Genomic DNA, 19,390 nt, shown 5'->3' with positions numbered 1-19,390 from the left:
GGGAACGTGTCTGTGTGACGGCACCGGGAAGGGATCGGAAACAGGTTCTTAAACCGGCAAATCGCGCATCCAGCGCTGGAGCGCCACGGCATCCAGCGGCACCGACACCACATGCCCCTGGATCAGGTCACACCCCAGGCCCTTGAGCAATTGCACCTGCGCCGGGGTTTCCACCCCTTCGGCCACGGTTTTGAGCTGCAGGCTGCGGGCCATCTGAATGACGGCCGTGACGATGGCCACGTCGTCGGGGTTGCCGGGCGTGTCCACCACAAAAGACCGGTCGATCTTGAGGCTGTCGATGGGGTAGCGCTTGAGGTAGGCCAGCGACGAATACCCCGTGCCAAAGTCGTCGATCGAGATGCCCACGCCCAGCGCTTTGAGGGCATTGAGGGTGTCCAGCACCTGGCCGGTCTGGTGCATGAGCACGGATTCGGTCAGCTCAATCCCCAGGTACTGCGGCGCCAGGCCGGTATCGCGCAGCGCCGCGGCGATTTCGCCAGCGACATCGCGCTGGCGAAATTCGAGGGCCGACAGGTTCACCGCCACGGGCACCAGGGCCAGGCCTTCGTCCTGCCATTCCTTGAGCTGGCGGCAGGCCTCGCGCATCACCCAGCGGCCGATGGGGGTGATGAGGCCGCGCGATTCCGAAAAGGTGATGAACTCGTCCGGCCCCACCAGGCCGCGCTGCGGGTGGCGCCAGCGCACCAGAGCCTCCAGCCCCTGCAGGGAGCCGTCTTCCAGGCTGATTTGGGGCTGGTAGTGCAGCGCAAAGGCGTTGTCCACAATGGCCTCGCGCAGAAGGCGCTCGTGCTGCAGCACGTCGATGGCGCTGGCTTCCATGCTCGGGGTGTAGAACTGGCGGTTGCCGCGGCCACTTTCCTTGGCGTGGTGCATGGCTGCATCGGCGCAGCGCAGCAGTGCATCGCCGGTGGTGGCGTGTTCGGGGAACAGGCTGATACCGATGGAGGGGGACACCGTCAGCGGCACCTGGCCCAGGGTGAACACGCCGTGCATGGACGCCAGCAGCTTGTCGGCCACCCGGGCGGCATCGTCGGGGCCCTGCACATCGGTCAGCACCACCACAAACTCATCGCCGCCCAGCCGCGCCACCACGTCAGCGTCGCGCACGCCCTGGCGCAGGCGTTCGGCCACGTTGCACAGCAGCTGGTCGCCTGCATGGTGGCCCAGCGAGTCGTTCACCGTCTTGAAATGGTCCAGGTTCACAAAAAGCACGGCCGCACGGCCGTGGCGCCTGCGGGCCAGCGACAGCACCTGCGACAGCTGCTCCATCAGGAAGTGGCGGTTGGGCAACTGTGTAAGCGTGTCGTGCAGCGCAATGAAGGCCTCGCGTTCCTGGGCCTGCTTGCGGGCCGTGATGTCACGCACCACCACGATGCGGTAGTCGGCATGGTGCAGTGGCATGGTCTTTCCCACCACCTCCACGGGAATGACATGACCGTCCTTGTGGCGGATGGTCACTTCGTAGGGGTCTTCGCGCCCGGTGCGCGTGTAGTCCAGCGCCACGGCCCTCCATTCCGGACTGATGAAGTGGAAGATGGAAAACCCCACCACCTCCTGCAGCGCATAACCCGTCAGGCGGGTGAGTGCCTCATTGCCGTCGGTGATGATGCCGTCGCGGTGGAACACGATGGCCTCGTCCGTGGCCTCGGTGAACTTGCGCATGCGCTCTTCGCTCTGGCGCACTTGGCGCTCCGCGCGCCAGCGCTCAGTGATGTCGGTGATCAGAACGAACGAGCCCAGCTGCTGCGCGCTGGCGTCAAAGTGCGGGATCAGGTTGACCTCGATCATGCGGGCCTCGCCATTGGGCAAGGTCTGCTCACGTGTGTACTTCACATGTTCGCCGCATGCGGACCGTTCCACATGCGGCTGGATGGCCAGCCAGGCCTTGTCGCCGATGGCCTCCTGCACCGTGAGGCCCAGGATGGACTCGGTCGTGTGGCCGTTGTAGGCGGCATAGCCTTGGTTGGCGAACTGGCAGCACAGGCCGGGCAGGTTGTAGTAGGCCATCAGCGCGGGCACGGAATCTGCAATCAGCCGCAGCAAAGCATCGCTGGAGCCACGGGGGCCAGGGGTGGGGGCTGCGTTGGTAAGGTCTTGCATGGGCAGGCGCTGATGGGTTTTGTTATAGCCGATAGACCTGACAGCAAGGCTTGGGGCAACTCCCCATGCAAGTTTGCTGCGCGGGTGGGTGGGTTGCGGTGGGTCTTTCTGTCACCATGGGGCATTGCCAGAAGAACAAAAGACAGGAAAGGTGCGGGAGTTCCATGCAGGAGTTCGGAGGTTTTTCCTCAGCGGTGGCCGTGCTGGCGAGCGCAGCGGGGTGCGGTTTGCTGATGGGTATTGAGCGCGAGCGTCGCAAAGGGGCGGGGCCCGACCGGGCGCTGGCCGGGGTGCGGTCGTTCACCCTGGCTTCCCTGGGGGGCGCGGCAGCTGCGCTCACGGCGGTTCCTGTGCTGGTGGTGGTGGGGGCCGTGTTGGTAGCGGCCCTCACGGTGGTGGCCTATGCGCGCGACCGCTCCGGCGACCCTGGCGTCACCACCGAGATCGCCTTGTTTCTGGCCTATCTGATCGGGGTGACCTGCGCGCGCGACCAGTTGCTGGCCGCCGCCCTGGCGGTGGTGGTGACGGGGCTGCTGGCGTTGCGGGACGTGTTGCACCAGTTTTCCAACCAGTGGCTGCAGCCCGGCGAGGTGCGCAGCGGGCTCATTCTGGCCGCCTTGGCTTTGCTGGTGTATCCACTGGCCCCCAACACCCCCCTGTGGCAAGACGTGCTGAACCCGCAGGTGGTGGTGCGCCTGGTCATCGTGTTGCTGGTGATCCAGTCGCTGGCGCACCTGGCCAAGCGACTGATGCAGGCGCGCCATGCCGTGGCGCTGTCGGCGCTGGCCTCCGGGTTTGTGTCGAGCACCGCCACCATCGGCAGCCTGGGTATGGAGGTGCGAGCGGGCCGGGCCACAGCGCGCACCAACGCAGGCGCAGCGGTGCTGTCGTGTGTGGCCACCATGGCCCAGATCGTGGTGGTGGCCGCCACCGTGCAGCCGCAGTGGCTGGCGCGGCTGTGGCTGCCCGCGCTGGCGGGCGGGTGTGTGGCGGCCGCCGTGGGATGGTGGGGCGGGCGCGGTGCGGCGCGCCTGTCTGCGAAGGCTACGGACGCCGGCGTGGACGTGGCGGTTGCTGTACCCCCTGACACCCCTATGTTCAAGCTGCGCGATGCCTTGCTGATTGCGGCTCTGCTCACGGGCATTCAGGCCGGTGTGCAGGGGCTCACGGCGTGGCAAGGCGACGCGGGCATGCTGGCGGGCGCGCTGCTGGCGGCCCTGGCCGACGTGCATGCCGCCACGGCGGCCGTGCTGGTGCGCGGCGGCCCGCACAGCGCGGCCGCACCCGCCATCGCACAGGCCCTGATGGCCGCGCTGCTGGTGCATGCAGGCAGCAAGTGCGCGGTTGCCCTGGCCAGTGGTGGCTGGCGCTACGCGCTGGCTGTGGCACCGGGCGTGCTGGCGCACACCCTGGCTTTTGTGGGGGTGTTGGCCCTGCAGGCATAGCGGCTGGTGAAGGCGGGGCCGGATAATCGGCCAATGACCTCCAAAGAAAACCAAGCCCGCACTGATTTCAGCACGCTGGCCCTGAGCCCCGCCACGCTGGCCAACCTGCAGCAGCTGGGCTACACCACCATGACCCCCATCCAGGCGGCCAGCCTGCCGCCCGCGTTGCTGGGCAAGGACCTGATCGCCCAGGCCAGCACCGGCAGCGGCAAGACCGCCGCGTTTGCCCTGGCCCTGCTGGCCAACCTCAACCCCCGCCGTTTTGCGGTGCAGGCGCTGGTGCTGTGCCCCACGCGCGAGCTGGCCGACCAGGTGACCACCGAGATCCGCCGCCTGGCGCGGGCCGAAGAAAACATCAAGGTCGTGACCCTGTGTGGCGGCGTGCCGCTGCGCGCACAGACACTGAGCCTGGAGCATGGCGCGCACATCGTGGTGGGCACGCCCGGCCGCGTGATGGACCACCTGGAGCGCCAGCACCTGTCGCTGGAAGCGCTCAACACCCTGGTGCTCGATGAGGCCGACCGCATGCTCGACATGGGCTTCTTCGACGACATCGTCGTGGTGGCCAAGCAGTGCCCCAAGGAGCGCCAGACGCTGCTGTTTTCGGCCACGTACCCCGATGGCATCGCCAAGCTCAGCGCCCAGTTCATGAAGTCGCCCGAGCAGATCACGGTGCAGGCGCAGCATGCCGAAGGCAAGATCGAGCAGCGCTGGTACGAGGTGAAAAACAGCGAGCGCCTGCACACGGTGTCGCAGCTGCTCAACCACTTCCGTCCAGAATCGTCCATCGCGTTCTGCAACACCAAGCAGCAGTGCCGCGACCTGGTGGGTGTGCTGCAGGCCCAGGGCTTCAGCGCGCTGGCGCTGTTTGGCGAGCTGGAGCAACGTGAGCGTGATCAGGTGCTGGTGCAGTTTGCCAACCGCAGTTGCTCGGTGCTGGTGGCCACCGACGTGGCCGCGCGGGGCCTTGACATTGCCAACCTGGCCGCCGTGATCAACGTGGATGTGACGCCCGACCCCGAGGTGCACATCCATCGCATCGGCCGCACCGGCCGGGGCGATGCCGACGGCCTGGCGCTGAACCTGGCCAGCCTGGACGAGATGGGCTATGTGGGCAAGATTGAGCAACTGCAGGGCCGCGAGTCGCGCTGGTTCCCGGTGGCGGACCTCACGCCCACGGGCAGCGGCCCGCTGGTGCCGCCCATGGTCACCATCCAGATCATCGGTGGCCGCAAGGAAAAGATCCGTGCGGGCGACGTACTGGGCGCGCTCACGGGCGAGATGGGCTACACCCGCGAGCAGATCGGCAAGATCAATGTGAACGACTTCTCCACCTACGTGGCGGTGGACCGCGCCATTGGCGCGCAGGCCGCGCAGCGCCTGAACCAGGGCCGCGTGAAGGGCAAGACCGTGAAGGCGCGGCTCGTCACGGACTGAGAGGCTGAGAGTCTTTTATCCATGCCCGCCTTGCACGCGAAACCGCCCCGGCTCGTCGTTGGAAATGCTCGCCATAGCCCGAGCTATGGCTGTGCTTTGCGCCTAGATCCGAGGCGTTTTCGCGCGCTTTTCGGGCTCGGCTAAAAAACCCTCAGATCTGAGGCGCTCACGTGGGGCCAGCGCCGCTGCGCGGAGGCTGGCTGCGCTGGTGGCAGGTGAAAGTTTGGGTGAAAAATGCCGCCAGCGCTTGATGGGTGTCATTTGTTGCTATCTATTTGATAGTTGTCAGGTTCTGCCCGGCGGCGGATCATTTCCGCAGCTGTTTTTTTCACGCCGCCTGTGGCATCTGCGCATTGCACCAAGACCTATAGAGGACTATAGTTCTTGGTATGACCACATCCCACAAAGTTGTTGCCTTTGACAGTGCCCCGGGACTGAGCCGCTACGCCGCCCTGGCCGCCGCCCTGCGTGCCCGCGTGGTGGCAGGGGAGTGGCCACCCGGCTCGGCCCTGCCGGCAGAAAGCCTGCTGGCCACCGAGCACCAGGTGGCGCTGGGCACCATGCGCCGTGCGCTGGAACTCCTGGTGGCGCAAGGCCTGGTGGAACGCATACACGGCCGGGGCACCTTTGTGCGCCAGGGGATTGCCGGTGCGTCGATGCTGCGTTTTTTTAGGTTTGACAGCGGCAGTGGCGAAATGCCACGCTCGCGCATCCTGTCACGCCAGCGCGTGGCGGCCCCGGCCGTCGTGGCCCGCAGGCTGGGCTTGGCCACGGGCGAGATGGTGCTGCGGCTGCAGCGTTTGCGCCTGCTGGCCGACCAGCCCTGTCTGCTGGAAGAGCTGTGGTTGCCGCTGGATGTGTTTGCTCCCCTGGCCGAAGGCAGCACCGCCGAATGGGACGACCTGCTGTACCCCATGTTCGCGCGGCGCTGCGGCGTGCATGTGCACCGTGCCGTGGACGACATTGGCTTTGCCGTGCTGACGGCCGCTCAGGCCATCCCCCTGGGGCTGGCCGCAGGCCATCCGGGCGTGGTGGTGCAACGGGCCGCCTACGACCTGGGCGGGCGCTGCGTCGAATGGCGCACCACGCGCGGCGATGCCCATGCCTTTCACTACACCGTGACCATTACATGAACGACAACCGCAGGGGAGGGGGCCGTGGCCTGGCAAGCCAGTTCCACACCCCCCTGCAGGACTTGGGGTGCCAGCTTCCTGCGTGTCCCCCTGAACGCCTGAAAACTCAACCAAGGAGACCTGTATGCACCATCTGTCCGATCCTCTGAACCCCCCTGGTCTGTCGCGCCGCGCGGCGCTGGCTGCCGTGGGCGCCACCTTGGCCGCCCCCTGGGTGCACACCCGCGCAGCGGGCGTGGGCGGTGGACGCACCGTGACCCTGGTTGTCTCTTACCCGGCAGGCGGCGGTGCCGACCTGATGGCCCGCATCATCGCGCCCCGCATGGCCGAGGCGCTGGGGCAAGGCGTGGTGGTGGACAACAAGCCCGGCGCCAGCGGCCAACTGGCCGCATCGGCGGTGGCCCGCGCCACGCCGGATGGCACCACACTGCTGCTCGATGCATCGTCGTTCGCTGTCAATCCATCGCTCTACCCCAAGCTGCCCTACGACAGCAACACGGCCTTTGTGCCACTGGCCGTGTTGGCGACCTTTCCGAACGTGCTGGTGTGCCACCCGGGCTTCGGTGTCAATTCCGTCAAGGAGGTCATCGCACGCGCCAAGGCCAAGCCCGAGGACGTGGCCTATGCGTCGTCCGGCAATGGTTCGGCCCAGCATCTGGCGGGTGCGTTGTTTGAAGAGCGCACTGGCGTGCGGCTGTCCCACATTCCCTACCGTGGGGGCGGCCCTGCCATGAACGACGTGATGGGCGGCCAGGTGCCGCTGTTTTTTGCCAATGTGGCCTCGTCCCTGGGCCACATCCAGGCGGGCAAGCTGCGGCCGCTGGCAGTGACCAGCGCCGTGCGCGCTCGCTCGCTGCCCGATGTGCCCACCATGGCGCAGGCCGGCGTGGCCGACTACGAAGTGCTGGAGTGGAACCCCGTGCTGGCTCCGGCGGGCATGGCGCCCGAGGTGCGCACGCAGCTGGTCAACGCCATCCGCAAGGCGCTGGCAGACCCTGAGGTGCTGGGCCGCATCCGCGCGCTGGGCGGCGATGCCTTTCCCGATGCCACCCAGGCCAGTGCGGGCAAGTTCATCCAGGCCCAGCAAGCGCAGTGGGGCAAGGTCATCCGTGAGCGCAAGATCGTGGTGGGCTGACCCATGGGTGCGCTGGCCACATCCACACCGTTGCGGGATGCCCTGGAGGGATGGGATACGCACATCCATGTGTTTGATGCCGCCGCCCCGGTCCAGGCCGGGCACTACCAGCCTGCGCACCAGCCTCTCGAACGCATTGAGGCAGAAGCCGCGAAGCTGGGCGTGGGCCACCTCGTGTTGGTGCAGCCCAGCGTGTACGGCACCGACAACCGGCTGGTGCTCGACGCCCTGGCCCGCGAACCGGGTCGGCACCGCGCGGTGGTGGTGGTGGATACCGACATTGCCGACAGCGAACTGCACACCATGCACGCACTGGGCGTGCGCGGCGTGCGTTTCAATCTGGTGTCTCCCGTGGGCAACGGGGCGCAGGCCATGCAGGCGCTGGCGCCCCGCCTGAAGGCGCTGGGCTGGCATGTGCAGTGGTATGCAGCACCCGCACAACTCGCGCAGATTGCCCAGCTGCATGCGCAAACGGGGCTGCCCTGTGTGCTGGACCATCTGGCGGGGATGCACGCCGCCTTGGCGCAGGACGATGCGGCCTGGCAGGCGCTGGCAAGGCTGGCCGACCTGGGGGCATGGGTCAAGCTGTCGGGCTGGTACCGCCTTCAGGCCGGGGCCCCCTACGCCGAACTGCACGGCGCGATCCGCCGCGTGGCCGGTCTGATGGGTGAGCGGCTGGTGTGGGGTTCGGACTGGCCCCATACGGCGTTTGCTCCGCACGCCATGCCCGCCTACGCGGGTGTGTGGGAGCCGGTGGTGAATGCTCTGGGCGCGGCGCGCGCCGACAAGGTGCGCATGGCGGGCGCTGAGCTGTACCGCTGAAGCGAAGTGCGTGTAGAGGGCATTGGCATGGGTGCTTGCCGCACCCGCCGTCTCTTTACCTGGCGCCTGCCTCTTCCAGCATCCGCACCATTTCGCTGAAGCCGCGCTGCCGTGCAAGTTGCAGCGGCGTGTTGCCCTGGCGGTCGGTCAGCGTTTGGCTCGCACCCGCCCGCAACAGGGCTTGCAGGGTGGCTTGGTGGCGCGGGCCGCCGTTGCCCAGCACGATGGACTCGATGAGCGCCGTCCAGTGCAGGTTGTTCACATGGTCGAGCGGCGCGCCAGCGGCGATCAGCTGCCGCACCACGCCGTCGTGCCCCAGGTGCGCAGCGGCGATGAGTGCCGTGCCGTCGTAGCGGCTGGTCACCTGTTTGGCGCTGGCGCCCAGTTGCAGCAGCACGCGCAGCGTGGCCTCGTCGTCGGCCACGGCGGCAATGGTCACGGCGTCGTAACGGTCGTTCTCCAGCAGATCCAGGCCAGCGCCCGCTTTGGCAAGGGCGCGGATCGCTTCGGCCTGCCGCGCGTAGGTGGCCACATGCAGCGGTGTGCGGCCGTAAGCGTCGCGGGCGTTCAGATCGGCCCGTGCCGCGATCAGCTTGGTAAGCGCAGGCATGTCGCCGCGCGCCGCAGCGGCATGCAGGCCCTGGTAGGCCGCTGTTTCGGCCGCCGTGGGAGGCACCTGGGCCTGGGCCGTGGTGGCACAGGCCAGTGCAGCGGCCAGTGTGAATACAAGGTTCCTGTGCTTCACGGGTGTCTCCGATGGCGTGCGTTGCAGGTGTGGGTGGGGGGTTACTTCAGCAGATCCTGCACCTTGGCGATGCCGGCCACGGCGCATTGCTCGTCCAGGTGGCCGCCAGGCGCGCCGCCCACGCCCACGGCGCCGATGACTTCGTTACCCACCTTCACCGGCACGCCGCCGCCCAGCAGCAGGTAGCCAGGGATGTTCACCAGGTTGGCAGCAGCGGGGTTTTTCTGCGCGCCTTCCATCATGGCCAGCGTGGTGTTCTTGGCCGATGCCGAGGTGTAGGCCTTCAGGCGGCTGGCTTCCAGCGTGTGGGGGCCTGCGTTGTCGGCGCGGTGCACGGCGCGCACGGTGCCTGCGCGGTCCACCACGGTGGCGGTCACGTTGTAGCCGTTGGCGCTGCAGGTGGCGACGGTTTGCGCGGCGATCTGCGTGGCCAGGTCCAGTGAGATGTTCTTTTCGGTGCGTACGCCTTCGGCGCTGGCGGCGGTGGCGATCAGGGACAGGGTGAGGGCGGCGATGGTGGCGAGGCGGTTTTGCATGGTGTTCTCCGGTGTTTTTGACGTCGGCACCACCCGTTGTGGCGCCGTGGGAGAACCGTAGAAAACGCTGCGGTTTTCAGCCATTCGGGCGGCTACGCGCGGGCCTCCGTAGAACTACGGAAGGCCTTTGCAAAGCTGCTCAGGATGCCGCATCCACCAGCGCCGCATACCGCCGTATCAGCTGCGCCAGCGATTCCGCCCCCAGCTTGCCAAACAGGTTGGCGCGGTGCGTTTCCACCGTGCGGGGCGACAGTGCCAGCGCGCGCCCGATCTCCTTGTTGGTCAGGCCCTCCACGATCAAGCCCAGCACCTCGCGCTCGCGGGCCGACAGTTGCGCGAAGCGCTCGCGCGCCTGCTGGTCGGCCTGGTGGCGCTCGCGGGACCGCACATGCTGGCGCACGGCGTTCTGCAGGGCTTCGATCAGCACTTCGTCGTCCACCGGCTTTTCCAGAAACTCGGCCGCACCGGTCTTGAACGCGCGGCGGCACATCTCCACCGTGCCGTGGCCGGTGAGCAGGATCACGGGCTGGTCCACACCTTGCGCCAGCAGCTGCTCCAGCACCGTGAGGCCGCTGATGCCGGGCATGCGCACATCGAGCACGATGGCGCCGATGCTGGCGCGGTCAAACCCGGCCATGAAGGACTGCGGGTCGGCCCAGGTCTGCACGCGCAGGCCCACGGTGCTGATGAGCAGGGAGAGGCTGTCGCGCACGGCGGCATCGTCGTCCACCAGGTGGATCAGGGGCGAGAGGGATTGCGCGTTATCGGTCATGGGCGGGCGGTGCGGTGGGCAGGGTCAGCACAAACTCTGCGCCCCGTAGGTCTTGGGCTGGCGCAGTGGCCTCAGGCGCCAGGGCCAGCTGCGCGCCCATGGCCTGCGCCAGGCTGTCGCACAGTGTCAGGCCCAGTCCCAGCCCGCCCGTGCGCATGGTGTAGAACGGTTCGAACAGGCGCTGGCGTGCCTCGGGTGGTATGCCCGGGCCGTGGTCGCGCACCGACAGGGCCACGTGCCCGGTATCGGTGCGCGCCAGGGCAATGTGCAGCTGGCGTTCGGTGGCTGGCACCTGTTCCAGCGCCTGCAATGCATTCATCAGCAGGTTGTGGATGATCTGCTGCAGGGCCACAGGCTCGGCCAGCACCGTGGGCAGGTCGGGGGCGGCGGTCACGCTGGGCACCACACCCCGCTGGGCCAGCTCGGGCTCCAGCAGGTGCAGCGCGTCGTGCACGGCCGTGGGCAGCGCCAGCGGCTGGGCCTGGCCTGCCAGGTCGGGGCGCTCCACCAGGCGGCGCAGGCGACCCACCACGGTGGAGGCGCGGCGTGCCTGCTCCACCGCACGGGCCATGGCCGTCTGGGCGGTGTCGAGGTCGGGCGGTTCATCGGCCAGCAGGCGCTGGGCGGCCTGGGTGCTGGACAGCAGGGCCGTCAGCGGCTGGTTCAACTCGTGCGCCATGCCGGCGGCCAGCTCGCCCAGTGTGTTCAGGCGTGCCACCTGGCCCAGGCGCAGCAGCTCTTCGGCCCGCTGGCGGGCCACGCGCTGGCGCCACAGTGCGCGGCCTGCAGCCCACAGCGCAGCGGTCAGCACGCACCAGCCCAGCATGCCCCACCACGGCAGCTCGTGCAGGCCCACGCTGCGGCGCGCCACCACGTCCAGCGGCTGGCTTTGTGCCGCCAACAGCTTGTGAAACTCGTAGGTGCGGCTCCAGGCGCCCACGTCGGATCGGCCCGGCTGTACGACGAAAGCCTCGCCATCGCGCTCCAGCGTCACACGCACGGGGCTGGTGGACCTGTCCATGGGCCACTCGTCCATGGGAATGGTGCTGCGCAGGTCGATGTGCAGTGCGTAGCTGGCGGGCGTGCCTGCCAGCACGAGGTGATAGCGGCCTGCGGGCAGGTTCAGCCCTGCCATGGCCGCATGGCCGGTGCGGCGTGAGGAGGCTTCAGCGGCCGCCAGTTCTGCCTGCAGTGCGGGGGGCCAATCACTCTGCGCTGTGCGCTGCAGCACCGCCAGAATTTGCGGGTAGACCGAAGGCAGGCGGGGCAGGGGGGATGCGGCATCGGTGCTGTTGCTCGCTGCAGCGGTGGGCTGCAGCAACGCCAGCGTGGCCATGATGGCATCGTGCTGCACCACACGCTGGCTCAGTAGCCGGTGCACGATGCGCGCGTCGGTCTCGAACGCTGCGTGCAGCTGCTGCAAACGCGCGACGGCCAGCCAGCTGGCGCCCGCGCATGCGACCACGGCCCAGAGCAGCAGGCTGGGGAGATGCAGGGTGCGGTACGAGGGAAGGCGGCGGCGCCATGCCGGGGTCATGCGCGGATTCTGGCATGGGGGCTTGCGCGGGACGCGCTTCGCCCAAGGTAGCGCTGCCTGAGCAAACGGCGTAAAGCGGGTCTTAAGGCCGCTCTGGTGTAATTCCGGCTCGGTTCTTCAGCGCTGCTCCTCCAATACCTCCACCCATGTCCAACCCTGCTCCAAAGCCTCACCAATGGCTCACACCCCGCAACCTGCTGTGGGCGTCTATTGCGGTGGCGGGGATCACCATCGCGCTCAAGACGCTGGCCTGGGTGGTCACTGGCTCGGTGGGCCTGCTGTCGGATGCGATGGAGTCGTTTGTCAACCTGGCCAGCGCCATGTTTGCGCTGGCCATGGTGACCGTGGCGGCGCGGCCTGCGGATGACGACCACCCCTACGGCCACCACAAGGCTGAGTATTTTTCGTCAGGGTTCGAAGGCATCCTCATCGTGGGGGTGTCGGCGGGCATCCTATGGGCGGCCGGGCACCGGCTGATGGACCCGCAGCCCATCGAACAGCTGGGCTGGGGCTTGGGCCTGTCGGTGCTCAGCTCGGCGCTCAATGGCTTTCTCGCGTGGCTCATGTTCCGCTCGGCCCGCGAGTACCGTTCCATCGCGCTGGAGGCCGATGCGCGCCATCTCGTCACCGATGTGTGGACCTCGGCCGGTGTGCTGGTGGGCATTGCGGGCGCGGCCCTCACGGGCTGGCTGTGGCTGGATGCGCTGGCGGCGATTGCCGTGGCGCTGAATATCCTGAAAGAGGGCGTGGAGCTGGTGTGGCGATCCTCCCAGGGCCTCATGGATTCAGCGGTAGAGCCCGAGGTGCAGGCCACCATCGACGCCACCTTGCAGCAGTTTGTGCTATCGCAGGCGCCCGGTGCCGTGCGGTTTGACCATGTCTCCACCCGCCGTGCGGGCCAGCGCCAGTTTGTGGACATGCACCTGCACATGCCCGCCGACTGGACCCTGCGCCACGCCGCCGAACTGCGCGGCCAGGTCGAGCGCGCGCTGATGACCGCCGTACCCGGCCTGCGCGCCACCATCGAGTTGCTGCCTACGGATGTGGAGGCGCATTTCGATGATCCCCGTGACGATTTGAAGGATGCCGTGAAGTGATCAGCGTATTGCAACGGGTGCGCGAAGCGCGCGTGGAGGTGGACGGGCAGACCGTGGGCGCCATCGGCGCAGGCCTGCTGGTGCTGGTGTGTGCCGAACGCGGTGACACGGAGATGGAGGCCGACAAACTGCTGGCCAAGATCCTCAAGCTGCGCATTTTTTCGGACGCCGCAGGCAAGATGAACCAGAGCGTGCAGGACACCGGTGGCGGCCTGCTGCTGGTCAGCCAGTTCACGCTGGCGGCAGACACCACCGGCGGCAACCGCCCCAGCTTCACCCAGGCGGCTGCACCCGATGAGGGGCGGCGGCTGTACGACTATGTGGTTGCCCAGGCGCGCAAGGTGCACCCCAAGGTGGCCACGGGCCAGTTTGCCGCCGATATGCAGGTGCACCTCATCAATGACGGCCCGGTGACCATCCCGCTGCGGATGGCGCCTTCGCTGGCGACAGCGGCGGCTGGCTGAACGCGTGGGCTGGCCTCGGCCCGCAGCTGGCCGTGGGGTTGTCCGCACGGCGACGACGCGCGGGTGGCAAATTCTGTAGGCTCGGGCACGTGCGTTCCGTTCTTCTGTTCTTGTGATGCGGTGCGCACTCCGCCGTATACCCGCCGCGCGCCCACTGCCAGCCCTGCTTCACCCGTGACCCAAGCCGCCCCCGCTGTCCTGCCTGATCCGCCCTCGCCACGCCGCGCCCTTTGGGTGATGTACCTGTGCCTGTTGTCGGCCTTTGCGCTGAGTCAGGCTTACCGCACCGTGACGAGCATCATCGCCGCAGGGCTGCAGGCGGACTTTGGCATTTCGCCGGACTCGCTGGGCGCGTTTGCCGGCCTGTTTGGCCTGTCGTTTGGCGTGACCCAGCTCCTCATGGGCATCGGCATGGACCTGTACGGCCTGCGCCGCACGGTGCTGGTGGCTTTCCCGTTGGCGGGGCTGGGGGCCGCGGTATCAGCCCTCGCGCCCGGCTATGGCTGGCTGATGGTGGGCCAGCTGCTGATCGGTGTGGGCTGCTCTCCCGCCTTCCTGGCTTGTACCGTCTTCGTTTCGCGCCACTTTCCTGCGCAGCGCTTCGCCTTCTTCTCGGGCGTGGGCATGGGGGTGGGCGGGCTGGGGCTGTTGTTCACCGGCACACCGCTGGCCTGGATGGTGCAGCACGGGGGCTGGCGCGCGGGGTTCGCGGTGCTGGCGGTGTTTTCGCTTCTGTCGTGGCTGCTGATCTTTCTGCGTGTGCACGAGCCCGCACTGGCGCAAGCACCCCAGGGTCCGCGCGAGTCGTGGGCGCAGGCGGCGGGGCGGTTTGGCAGCTTGCTCAAGGTGCCGCACACCTGGGGCATCCTGATCCTGGGCATGACCTGCTACGCCGCCTTCCTGACTCTGCGCGGCTTGTGGCTGGGGCCCCTGCTGATGGGGCGGTATGGGTTTTCGCTCATCGACAGCGGCAACGTGGCCCTGGTGCTGTCGATGCTCGCGCTGTTCGTGCCCGCCGCGTTTGGCCGCATGGACCCCGGGCCCACACGGCGGCGGCGCTGGATCACCCACTTTTCCCTGCTCATGGGCAGCCTGTTCCTCCTGCTGGCCTTCTGGCATCACGCCACTGCCAACGTGGCGCTGATCTTCCTCATGGGCCTGCTGTCGGGCTACGGCGTGCTGCAGTACGCGGACGTGCGTTCGTCCTACCCCGCTGAAATGACGGGCCGCGCGCTGTCGCTGTACACCATGTCCATGTTCCTGGGCGTGGCGCTGATGCAATCGCTCACGGGGCTGTTGGCCGCGTGGGCGCAGCGCCATGGCCACGAGCCCTACCAGGCGGTCATGGTCAGTATCGCGTGCATGCTGGCAGCGGCCTCGACCGCGTTTCGCTTCTTGCCGCGGTCGCCGTTGCTGGGGCGTGGTGCCGCCTGACTCCGTGGTGCCTACTGGCTCCAGGTGCCGGCGGTGCGGCTGAAGAAGTAAAGCGTAAATGCGGAGGCTTCGCTCCCCACATCCTGCGCCGCAGTGACCACGCTGTTTCCGTCCGCCGACACACCCACCGCCTCTCCGAATCGAATGACGTTGGGCCCGGCCGGGAACATGTGGGCCTGGGCTTGCCATGTGTTCTGGGTTCGTGCATAAACGAAAGCCATGCCCCGCACAGAGCCCACCGCCAGGGTTTCGCCATGGGCGGACAGGGCTGTGCGTCCGCCGAAGTAGCTCATTGGCTCGGTGCCGCCGAAGACCGTGTTCACGGGGGCCTTCACATAGGCCTGCTGGCTCCAGCTGCCGCGGTCCTGGCTGAAGACATAGACGGCTCCAAAGGGCGATTGCGCGTTGTCTGATTGATTGCCACCGACGCCGGTGGCGCTGCTGCGCTCGAAGATGGCGCCGACGGCCAGGGTCGAGCCATCGGCCGACAGGGACACCGACGTACCGAACCCGTCGCCAGCATCCGTGTTGCTGGCCTTGAGGTAAGCCTGCGGCGCCCAGGTGGAGCCGGTGCGGGCATAGGTGTGAACGGCGCCCGCAAAGACCGCCAAGGTGTCGTTCGCATCGCCGTTGACGCCGGTGGACTTGCTGTCGTCACCGGTGGCACCCACAGCCAGCAGGCTGCCGTCGGCGGATAGGGCCACGCTGGCGCCGAAGTTCTGCCCGTCGCAGGGCTGTGTGGCCCAATAAGAAAGGTTGCACCAGGTGTTGTTGCGTGCCGGCGTGTTGCTGGCCTTGACATAGGCCTGCTGGCTCCAGCTGCCGCCAGTGCGGGCGAAGACATACACCGCGCCCGCGGCCAGGCTGTCGGTGTTGGCCTGATCGCCGTTGACGCCCCGGGCGTTGCTGGTCTCTCCGGTAGCGCTGACCGCCAGCGTGTTCCCATCGGCGGACAGCGCCAGCCCCGCTCCGAAGGACGAAGAGTGGCAGTAATCCTGGGCTGCGTTGTTGCAGGCTGGCGCACGCCGATTGCTCGCCTGCAGTCGGGCCTGCGGCTGCCAGGCCACGCCCACGGCGCTGCGCACGAGGATGTGAACGGCGCTGTCGTCAACGGCGGGCGTTGGCCGGGGCAAGGTGGTGGTGCTCACCGGGTCGGGCGCTCCGATCACCAGCGTCTTGAGGTCCGCCGAGACGAGTACCGGAGTGCCAGCGGTGGCGTTGAACGGCGCCAGCACGCTGCTGCCTTGGCGGTCAAAGAGGAAGTGCGCGCGCAGCGCGTCCGGTGCGAGCGTGGTGGCCCGGAAGGAGCAGCTGGTGCCATTGCACTCGCGCAGCCGGTAGGTGGCGTTTACCCGTTGGTGCAGCTGCTTGATTTCAAAGGTGTGCCGTGTGCCGGTGATCGCGGAGCCGGCCTGCGCCTCGGGCAGCGGACCCAGGCCGTCCGGGTCCTCCCAGAGCTCGTAGTGCGTGGCTGGGGCCGAGGGGCTCCAGACGAAGTCGTAGCGCTCCACCCCGTAGCGCAGGCTGAATTCCGCTGTGCCGATGGTGTCGAATGCTCCGTTGGGCGTCCCGGGAACCGGCACGGAGGTAGGTGTAGGGGCAGGCGGTGGTGGTTCGCTGGCGTTGTCTCCACTGCCGCCGCCACAGGCGGAAAGAAGCAGCGACAACATCAGGCTGGTGCTGATGCCTGCCGCGCGCCAGCGTGGCGTGGCAAGGCCACCGAGGCTGCGCAGGGCCGCGTTGGCGGTGACGGAACTGAGCAAAGGTGTGACGTTAGACATGAGATCTCCTCAGTGGGCGGATAACTGCCTGGGCGGATGGATGCATCGTTGAAGGGGCGGTGCGGCGCAAGCCCGTGTTGACGAGCCCCCGCTCGCGCCTCGGTAGAGGCAGCAGCAACCACGTTGCCGCGCGGACGTCCGACTTTTACTGCCGCGCAAAAAAAACCAGCGACATCGCCAGGCCGGTGGCTACGACTCCCAAGCGTAACACCGCCGGGGGCAGCTTGCGGGCCAAGCGTGCCCCTCCGTAGCCCCCTGCGGTGGCGGCCACCATCATCATCAGCGCCTGCGGCCACAGCACCACGCCGCCTGCCGCATAGATGAGCACGGCAATGGCGGTAAGCAGGGCCGACACCCAGTTCTTGAGGCCGTTCATAGCGTTCAGGTTCGTCTGCCCCAGCAGGCCGAACAGCGCCAGCAGAAGGATGCCCAGCCCGCCGTTGAAATAGCCGCCATAGGCAGCCACCGCCAGCACGCCCACCGTGGCCCTGGCGGTGGAGGGTTTGCCGCCCGCCAGCATCCGGCGCAGCTGCGGCCCGAATGCGAACAGCGCCGTGGCCGCCAGCAGCAGCCAGGGAACCACGCGGCGGAAGGTGGCGTCGGGCGTGACCAGCAGCAGCGCGGCCCCGGCTGCGCCCCCGATGAGCGAGAGCACCACCAACAGGCGCATCGACAGCCCCGGCGGCGGGGCCGTGTCTTCGCGGAACCCCCATGCGCCGGCCAAGTAGCCGGGCAGCAGGGCCACCGTGCCCGTGGCATTGGCCACCACAGGCGGCACGCCGGTGAAGACGAGGGCGGGCAGGGTCAGAAAACTGCCGCCTCCGGCGACGGCGTTGAGGGCGCCGGCAACGAAGGCGGCGGTGAGCAGCAAAGGCGTGTCGAGCATGCACCGATGGTAGGGGGTGGCGTCGCCACCATTGGCGACGGCGCGGGTGCAACACTTTTGCCTGCCGTGAGCCTCGTCGGGTGTTCAGCGCTGTCGCCAGTGGGGTCCCGGCTGCCGATGCAATCAGTACAGATAGGCGGCGTCGGCTGCGGCGGGTGTTACGCCATCCGTGGCACTGCTGGTGCCCACGGCCAGGGTGCTGGCATCACCGGATAGGGCGACGCTGGCACCGAAGCGTGCAAGTGCGCGCGGCTGGGGGGCCTTGAGGTAGGCCCTGTGCGCCCAGGTGGTGCCGTCACGGCGGTAGACATTGACGGCTCCGGCTGAATATAAGGCCTGGTTGTTGGGGTTGCCATTGATGCCAGAGGCGTTGCTTGCATCGTCGAGGTTGCCCACGGCAAGCATGCGGCCGTCCGCAGAAAGCGACAACATGACACTGTTTGTAAAGAACCCGTCGGCAGCCTTGACCGGCAATGCGGGCTGCTGCGTCCAGGCGTCCCCCGTGCGTGTGAATGTTCGCAGCTGAACGTCAGTACCTCCAGAGCGGTCCAAGACGGCCAGTGTGCTTCCGTCCCTGGACATTGCAAAGGGATTGTGCGAACCCGTCAGCGCACCTGCGGCAGGAACGCGCCACACCTGCGTATGTGCACTCCAGACACCTCCGAGATGGGTCAGGACCGAGATGTCCTTGTCGGTGTTTGCCGCAAGCACGGTGCCGTCGCTGGACAGGGCTACAACCGCCCCAAAGCGGGCCATTGTCGGGTCGGCGCTGCTGCCTGGCAGGTGCGCCTGCTCGGCCCAGCCGCCGTTGTTGCGGGCAAAGGTGTGAACGGCTCCGACGCCGCCCCCAAAAATGGTTTCACCGGTGAAGGAGAGTCCACTCAACACGGCGGCAGACCCCGGGGTGAAGTTAGCACCTTCTTCGGGCGCTCCTACCGCCAGCAGGTTCCCGTCGGCTGACAGAGCCACGCTGAAGCCAAAGTGTTGGGGGGTGCATGGAAATACAGCCGTGCCAGAGATGTCCAGGCGGCTGCAGGTCTCGACTTTCGCAGGCGTGTTGCGGGACTTGATGTAGGCCTGCTGGCTCCAGGTGCTGCCGTTGTCCATGAAGATATAAGCAGCCCCCGCGCCATACGCGTCGCGGTTGGCCGCATCGCCGTTGATGCCGCGTGCATTGCTTCTTTCCTCTGGTGCACCCACTGCCAGCGTGCGACCGTTGGCCGATAGTGCGAGGCTGGCGCCAAAGGCCATCTTTGCGGCCGGACTGCTGCCTTCCAGCCGCGCCCGCAGACCCCAGGCAGGGGCTGGCATGCCAACGCCTGGCATGCTGCGGCTGAAGATGTACACCGCGCCCGCCCCTGCCAGGCCGTCTGAACTGCCCTCGCGGGGCGACCCGACAGCCAGCGTTAAACCGTCGGCCGACAGGGCAATTGCGTTCGTGTAGGCGCCAAATCGCTGCGTCGGATCGCCGGCAGGCAGGTCGAAGCGCCCTATGGCCTGGGTGAGGTCGGGTGTTACCGCGCTCGTGAACGGGCCGCAGCCGCTCGTGTCGCAGGCGCGCAGCCGGTAACTCGCGTTCACACGCTCGTGCAGCAGCCCCCCAAGCTGTATGGGGAAGCTGGTGACGTTGTTGGCGGCGCCGACGCCGAATAGCGATTCAGGTTGGGGGCCTGCTGCGCCATCAGGGTCCTCGAACAGTTCGTAGCGCATCGCACCCGGGGTGACGGTCCAGCCCAAGTTGTAGGTCTTGGGGCCGTAGCTCGCCACGCTGAAGCCGGAAGGGGCCGGGAGTCCAGCGGGCTCCGATTCGCCACTGCCGCCCCCGCAGGCCGCCAGAACGAGTGGCGCCGCCAGCAGCAAGGCGCGATACAAGCATGGCAGGCCCGAATTCGCCACGGGCGCAGGGTGTCGCTGGAAATTGATCACAGAGAAGACTCCTGAAAAAAGGGGGAAGACAGGCAGGGCGCGCGGCGGGAGTGACAACAGGTCTGCGAGACGCGCACTGGAGGAGTCAATCGTCGCTTATCAAGACAACGCCGAGCCCC

16 protein-coding genes are annotated in these 19,390 nt (G+C 67.6%); 8 read left to right on the top strand and 8 right to left on the bottom strand.

Annotation, left to right across the window (positions count from 1 at the left end):
• Positions 1 to 48: 48 nt before the first annotated feature.
• On the bottom strand, positions 49 to 2,121 hold the full coding sequence (locus ACODS0_RS11425; protein ID WP_488834986.1) for a putative bifunctional diguanylate cyclase/phosphodiesterase: 2,073 nt from the start codon (positions 2,119 to 2,121) through the stop codon (positions 49 to 51).
• A 164-nt stretch (positions 2,122 to 2,285) separates the two neighbouring features.
• Between ACODS0_RS11425 and ACODS0_RS11420 the strand changes: the two genes are divergently transcribed.
• From ACODS0_RS11420 to ACODS0_RS11400, 5 genes are all read left to right on the top strand, one after another.
• On the top strand, positions 2,286 to 3,566 hold the full coding sequence (locus tag ACODS0_RS11420; RefSeq protein WP_488834983.1) for an MgtC/SapB family protein: 1,281 nt from the start codon (positions 2,286 to 2,288) through the stop codon (positions 3,564 to 3,566).
• A 33-nt stretch (positions 3,567 to 3,599) separates the two neighbouring features.
• A complete protein-coding gene (gene dbpA, locus ACODS0_RS11415; RefSeq protein ID WP_488834981.1) occupies positions 3,600 to 5,003 on the top strand; it encodes an ATP-dependent RNA helicase DbpA in 1,404 nt (467 codons plus the stop codon).
• Between the two features lie 389 nt (positions 5,004 to 5,392).
• Positions 5,393 to 6,136, top strand: coding sequence for a GntR family transcriptional regulator (locus ACODS0_RS11410; RefSeq protein ID WP_488834979.1), 744 nt, complete (start codon positions 5,393 to 5,395; stop codon positions 6,134 to 6,136).
• 124 nt (positions 6,137 to 6,260) lie between these two features.
• Entirely contained in the window at positions 6,261 to 7,271 is a 1,011-nt protein-coding gene (locus ACODS0_RS11405; protein ID WP_426306268.1) for a tripartite tricarboxylate transporter substrate binding protein, read from the top strand.
• Between the two features lie 3 nt (positions 7,272 to 7,274).
• Positions 7,275 to 8,093 (top strand): amidohydrolase family protein, encoded by an 819-nt coding sequence (locus tag ACODS0_RS11400; RefSeq protein WP_488834976.1) that lies wholly within the window; start codon positions 7,275 to 7,277, stop codon positions 8,091 to 8,093.
• Between the two features lie 55 nt (positions 8,094 to 8,148).
• On the opposite strand, the gene ACODS0_RS11395 is transcribed toward ACODS0_RS11400, so the two are convergent.
• The 4 genes from ACODS0_RS11395 to ACODS0_RS11380 form a co-directional block, all read right to left on the bottom strand.
• Positions 8,149 to 8,838, bottom strand: a complete 690-nt coding sequence (locus ACODS0_RS11395; RefSeq protein WP_488834974.1) for an ankyrin repeat domain-containing protein — start codon at positions 8,836 to 8,838, stop codon at positions 8,149 to 8,151.
• 41 nt (positions 8,839 to 8,879) lie between these two features.
• Positions 8,880 to 9,374 (bottom strand): GlcG/HbpS family heme-binding protein, encoded by a 495-nt coding sequence (locus ACODS0_RS11390; RefSeq protein ID WP_121423024.1) that lies wholly within the window; start codon positions 9,372 to 9,374, stop codon positions 8,880 to 8,882.
• A 139-nt stretch (positions 9,375 to 9,513) separates the two neighbouring features.
• On the bottom strand, positions 9,514 to 10,146 hold the full coding sequence (locus ACODS0_RS11385; RefSeq protein WP_488834972.1) for a response regulator transcription factor: 633 nt from the start codon (positions 10,144 to 10,146) through the stop codon (positions 9,514 to 9,516).
• Positions 10,136 to 11,683: a sensor histidine kinase gene (locus ACODS0_RS11380; RefSeq protein ID WP_488834970.1), complete on the bottom strand. Its 1,548-nt coding sequence runs from the start codon at positions 11,681 to 11,683 to the stop codon at positions 10,136 to 10,138. Before ACODS0_RS11380 ends, ACODS0_RS11385 begins: the two co-directional genes overlap by 11 nt.
• Positions 11,684 to 11,829: 146 nt before the next feature.
• Here ACODS0_RS11380 and ACODS0_RS11375 point away from each other — a divergent pair, with 146 nt between their 5' ends.
• The 3 genes from ACODS0_RS11375 (at position 11,830) to ACODS0_RS11365 (ending at position 14,678) form a co-directional block, all read left to right on the top strand.
• Positions 11,830 to 12,780 (top strand): cation diffusion facilitator family transporter, encoded by a 951-nt coding sequence (locus ACODS0_RS11375; protein ID WP_121422165.1) that lies wholly within the window; start codon positions 11,830 to 11,832, stop codon positions 12,778 to 12,780.
• On the top strand, positions 12,777 to 13,244 hold the full coding sequence (gene dtd, locus ACODS0_RS11370; RefSeq protein ID WP_488834968.1) for a D-aminoacyl-tRNA deacylase: 468 nt from the start codon (positions 12,777 to 12,779) through the stop codon (positions 13,242 to 13,244). The genes ACODS0_RS11375 and dtd overlap by 4 nt, the downstream gene beginning before the upstream one ends.
• A gap of 174 nt (positions 13,245 to 13,418) precedes the next feature.
• Complete coding sequence (locus ACODS0_RS11365; RefSeq protein ID WP_121507667.1) at positions 13,419 to 14,678, top strand: MFS transporter; 1,260 nt, start codon at positions 13,419 to 13,421, stop codon at positions 14,676 to 14,678.
• 11 nt (positions 14,679 to 14,689) lie between these two features.
• Here ACODS0_RS11365 and ACODS0_RS11360 read toward each other — a convergent pair whose 3' ends face one another.
• The 3 genes from ACODS0_RS11360 to ACODS0_RS11350 form a co-directional block, all read right to left on the bottom strand.
• Positions 14,690 to 16,459, bottom strand: coding sequence for an FG-GAP repeat protein (locus ACODS0_RS11360; RefSeq protein ID WP_488834966.1), 1,770 nt, complete (start codon positions 16,457 to 16,459; stop codon positions 14,690 to 14,692).
• 145 nt (positions 16,460 to 16,604) lie between these two features.
• Positions 16,605 to 17,345, bottom strand: a complete 741-nt coding sequence (locus ACODS0_RS11355) for a sulfite exporter TauE/SafE family protein (protein WP_488834964.1) — start codon at positions 17,343 to 17,345, stop codon at positions 16,605 to 16,607.
• Between the two features lie 123 nt (positions 17,346 to 17,468).
• Positions 17,469 to 19,271, bottom strand: a complete 1,803-nt coding sequence (locus tag ACODS0_RS11350; RefSeq protein WP_488834962.1) for a WD40 repeat domain-containing protein — start codon at positions 19,269 to 19,271, stop codon at positions 17,469 to 17,471.
• Between the last annotated feature and the right edge of the window lie 119 nt (positions 19,272 to 19,390).

It is taken from the genome of Acidovorax sp. FG60 (assembly GCF_057808995.1).
This window is presented reverse-complemented; position numbering and strand designations above follow the sequence as displayed.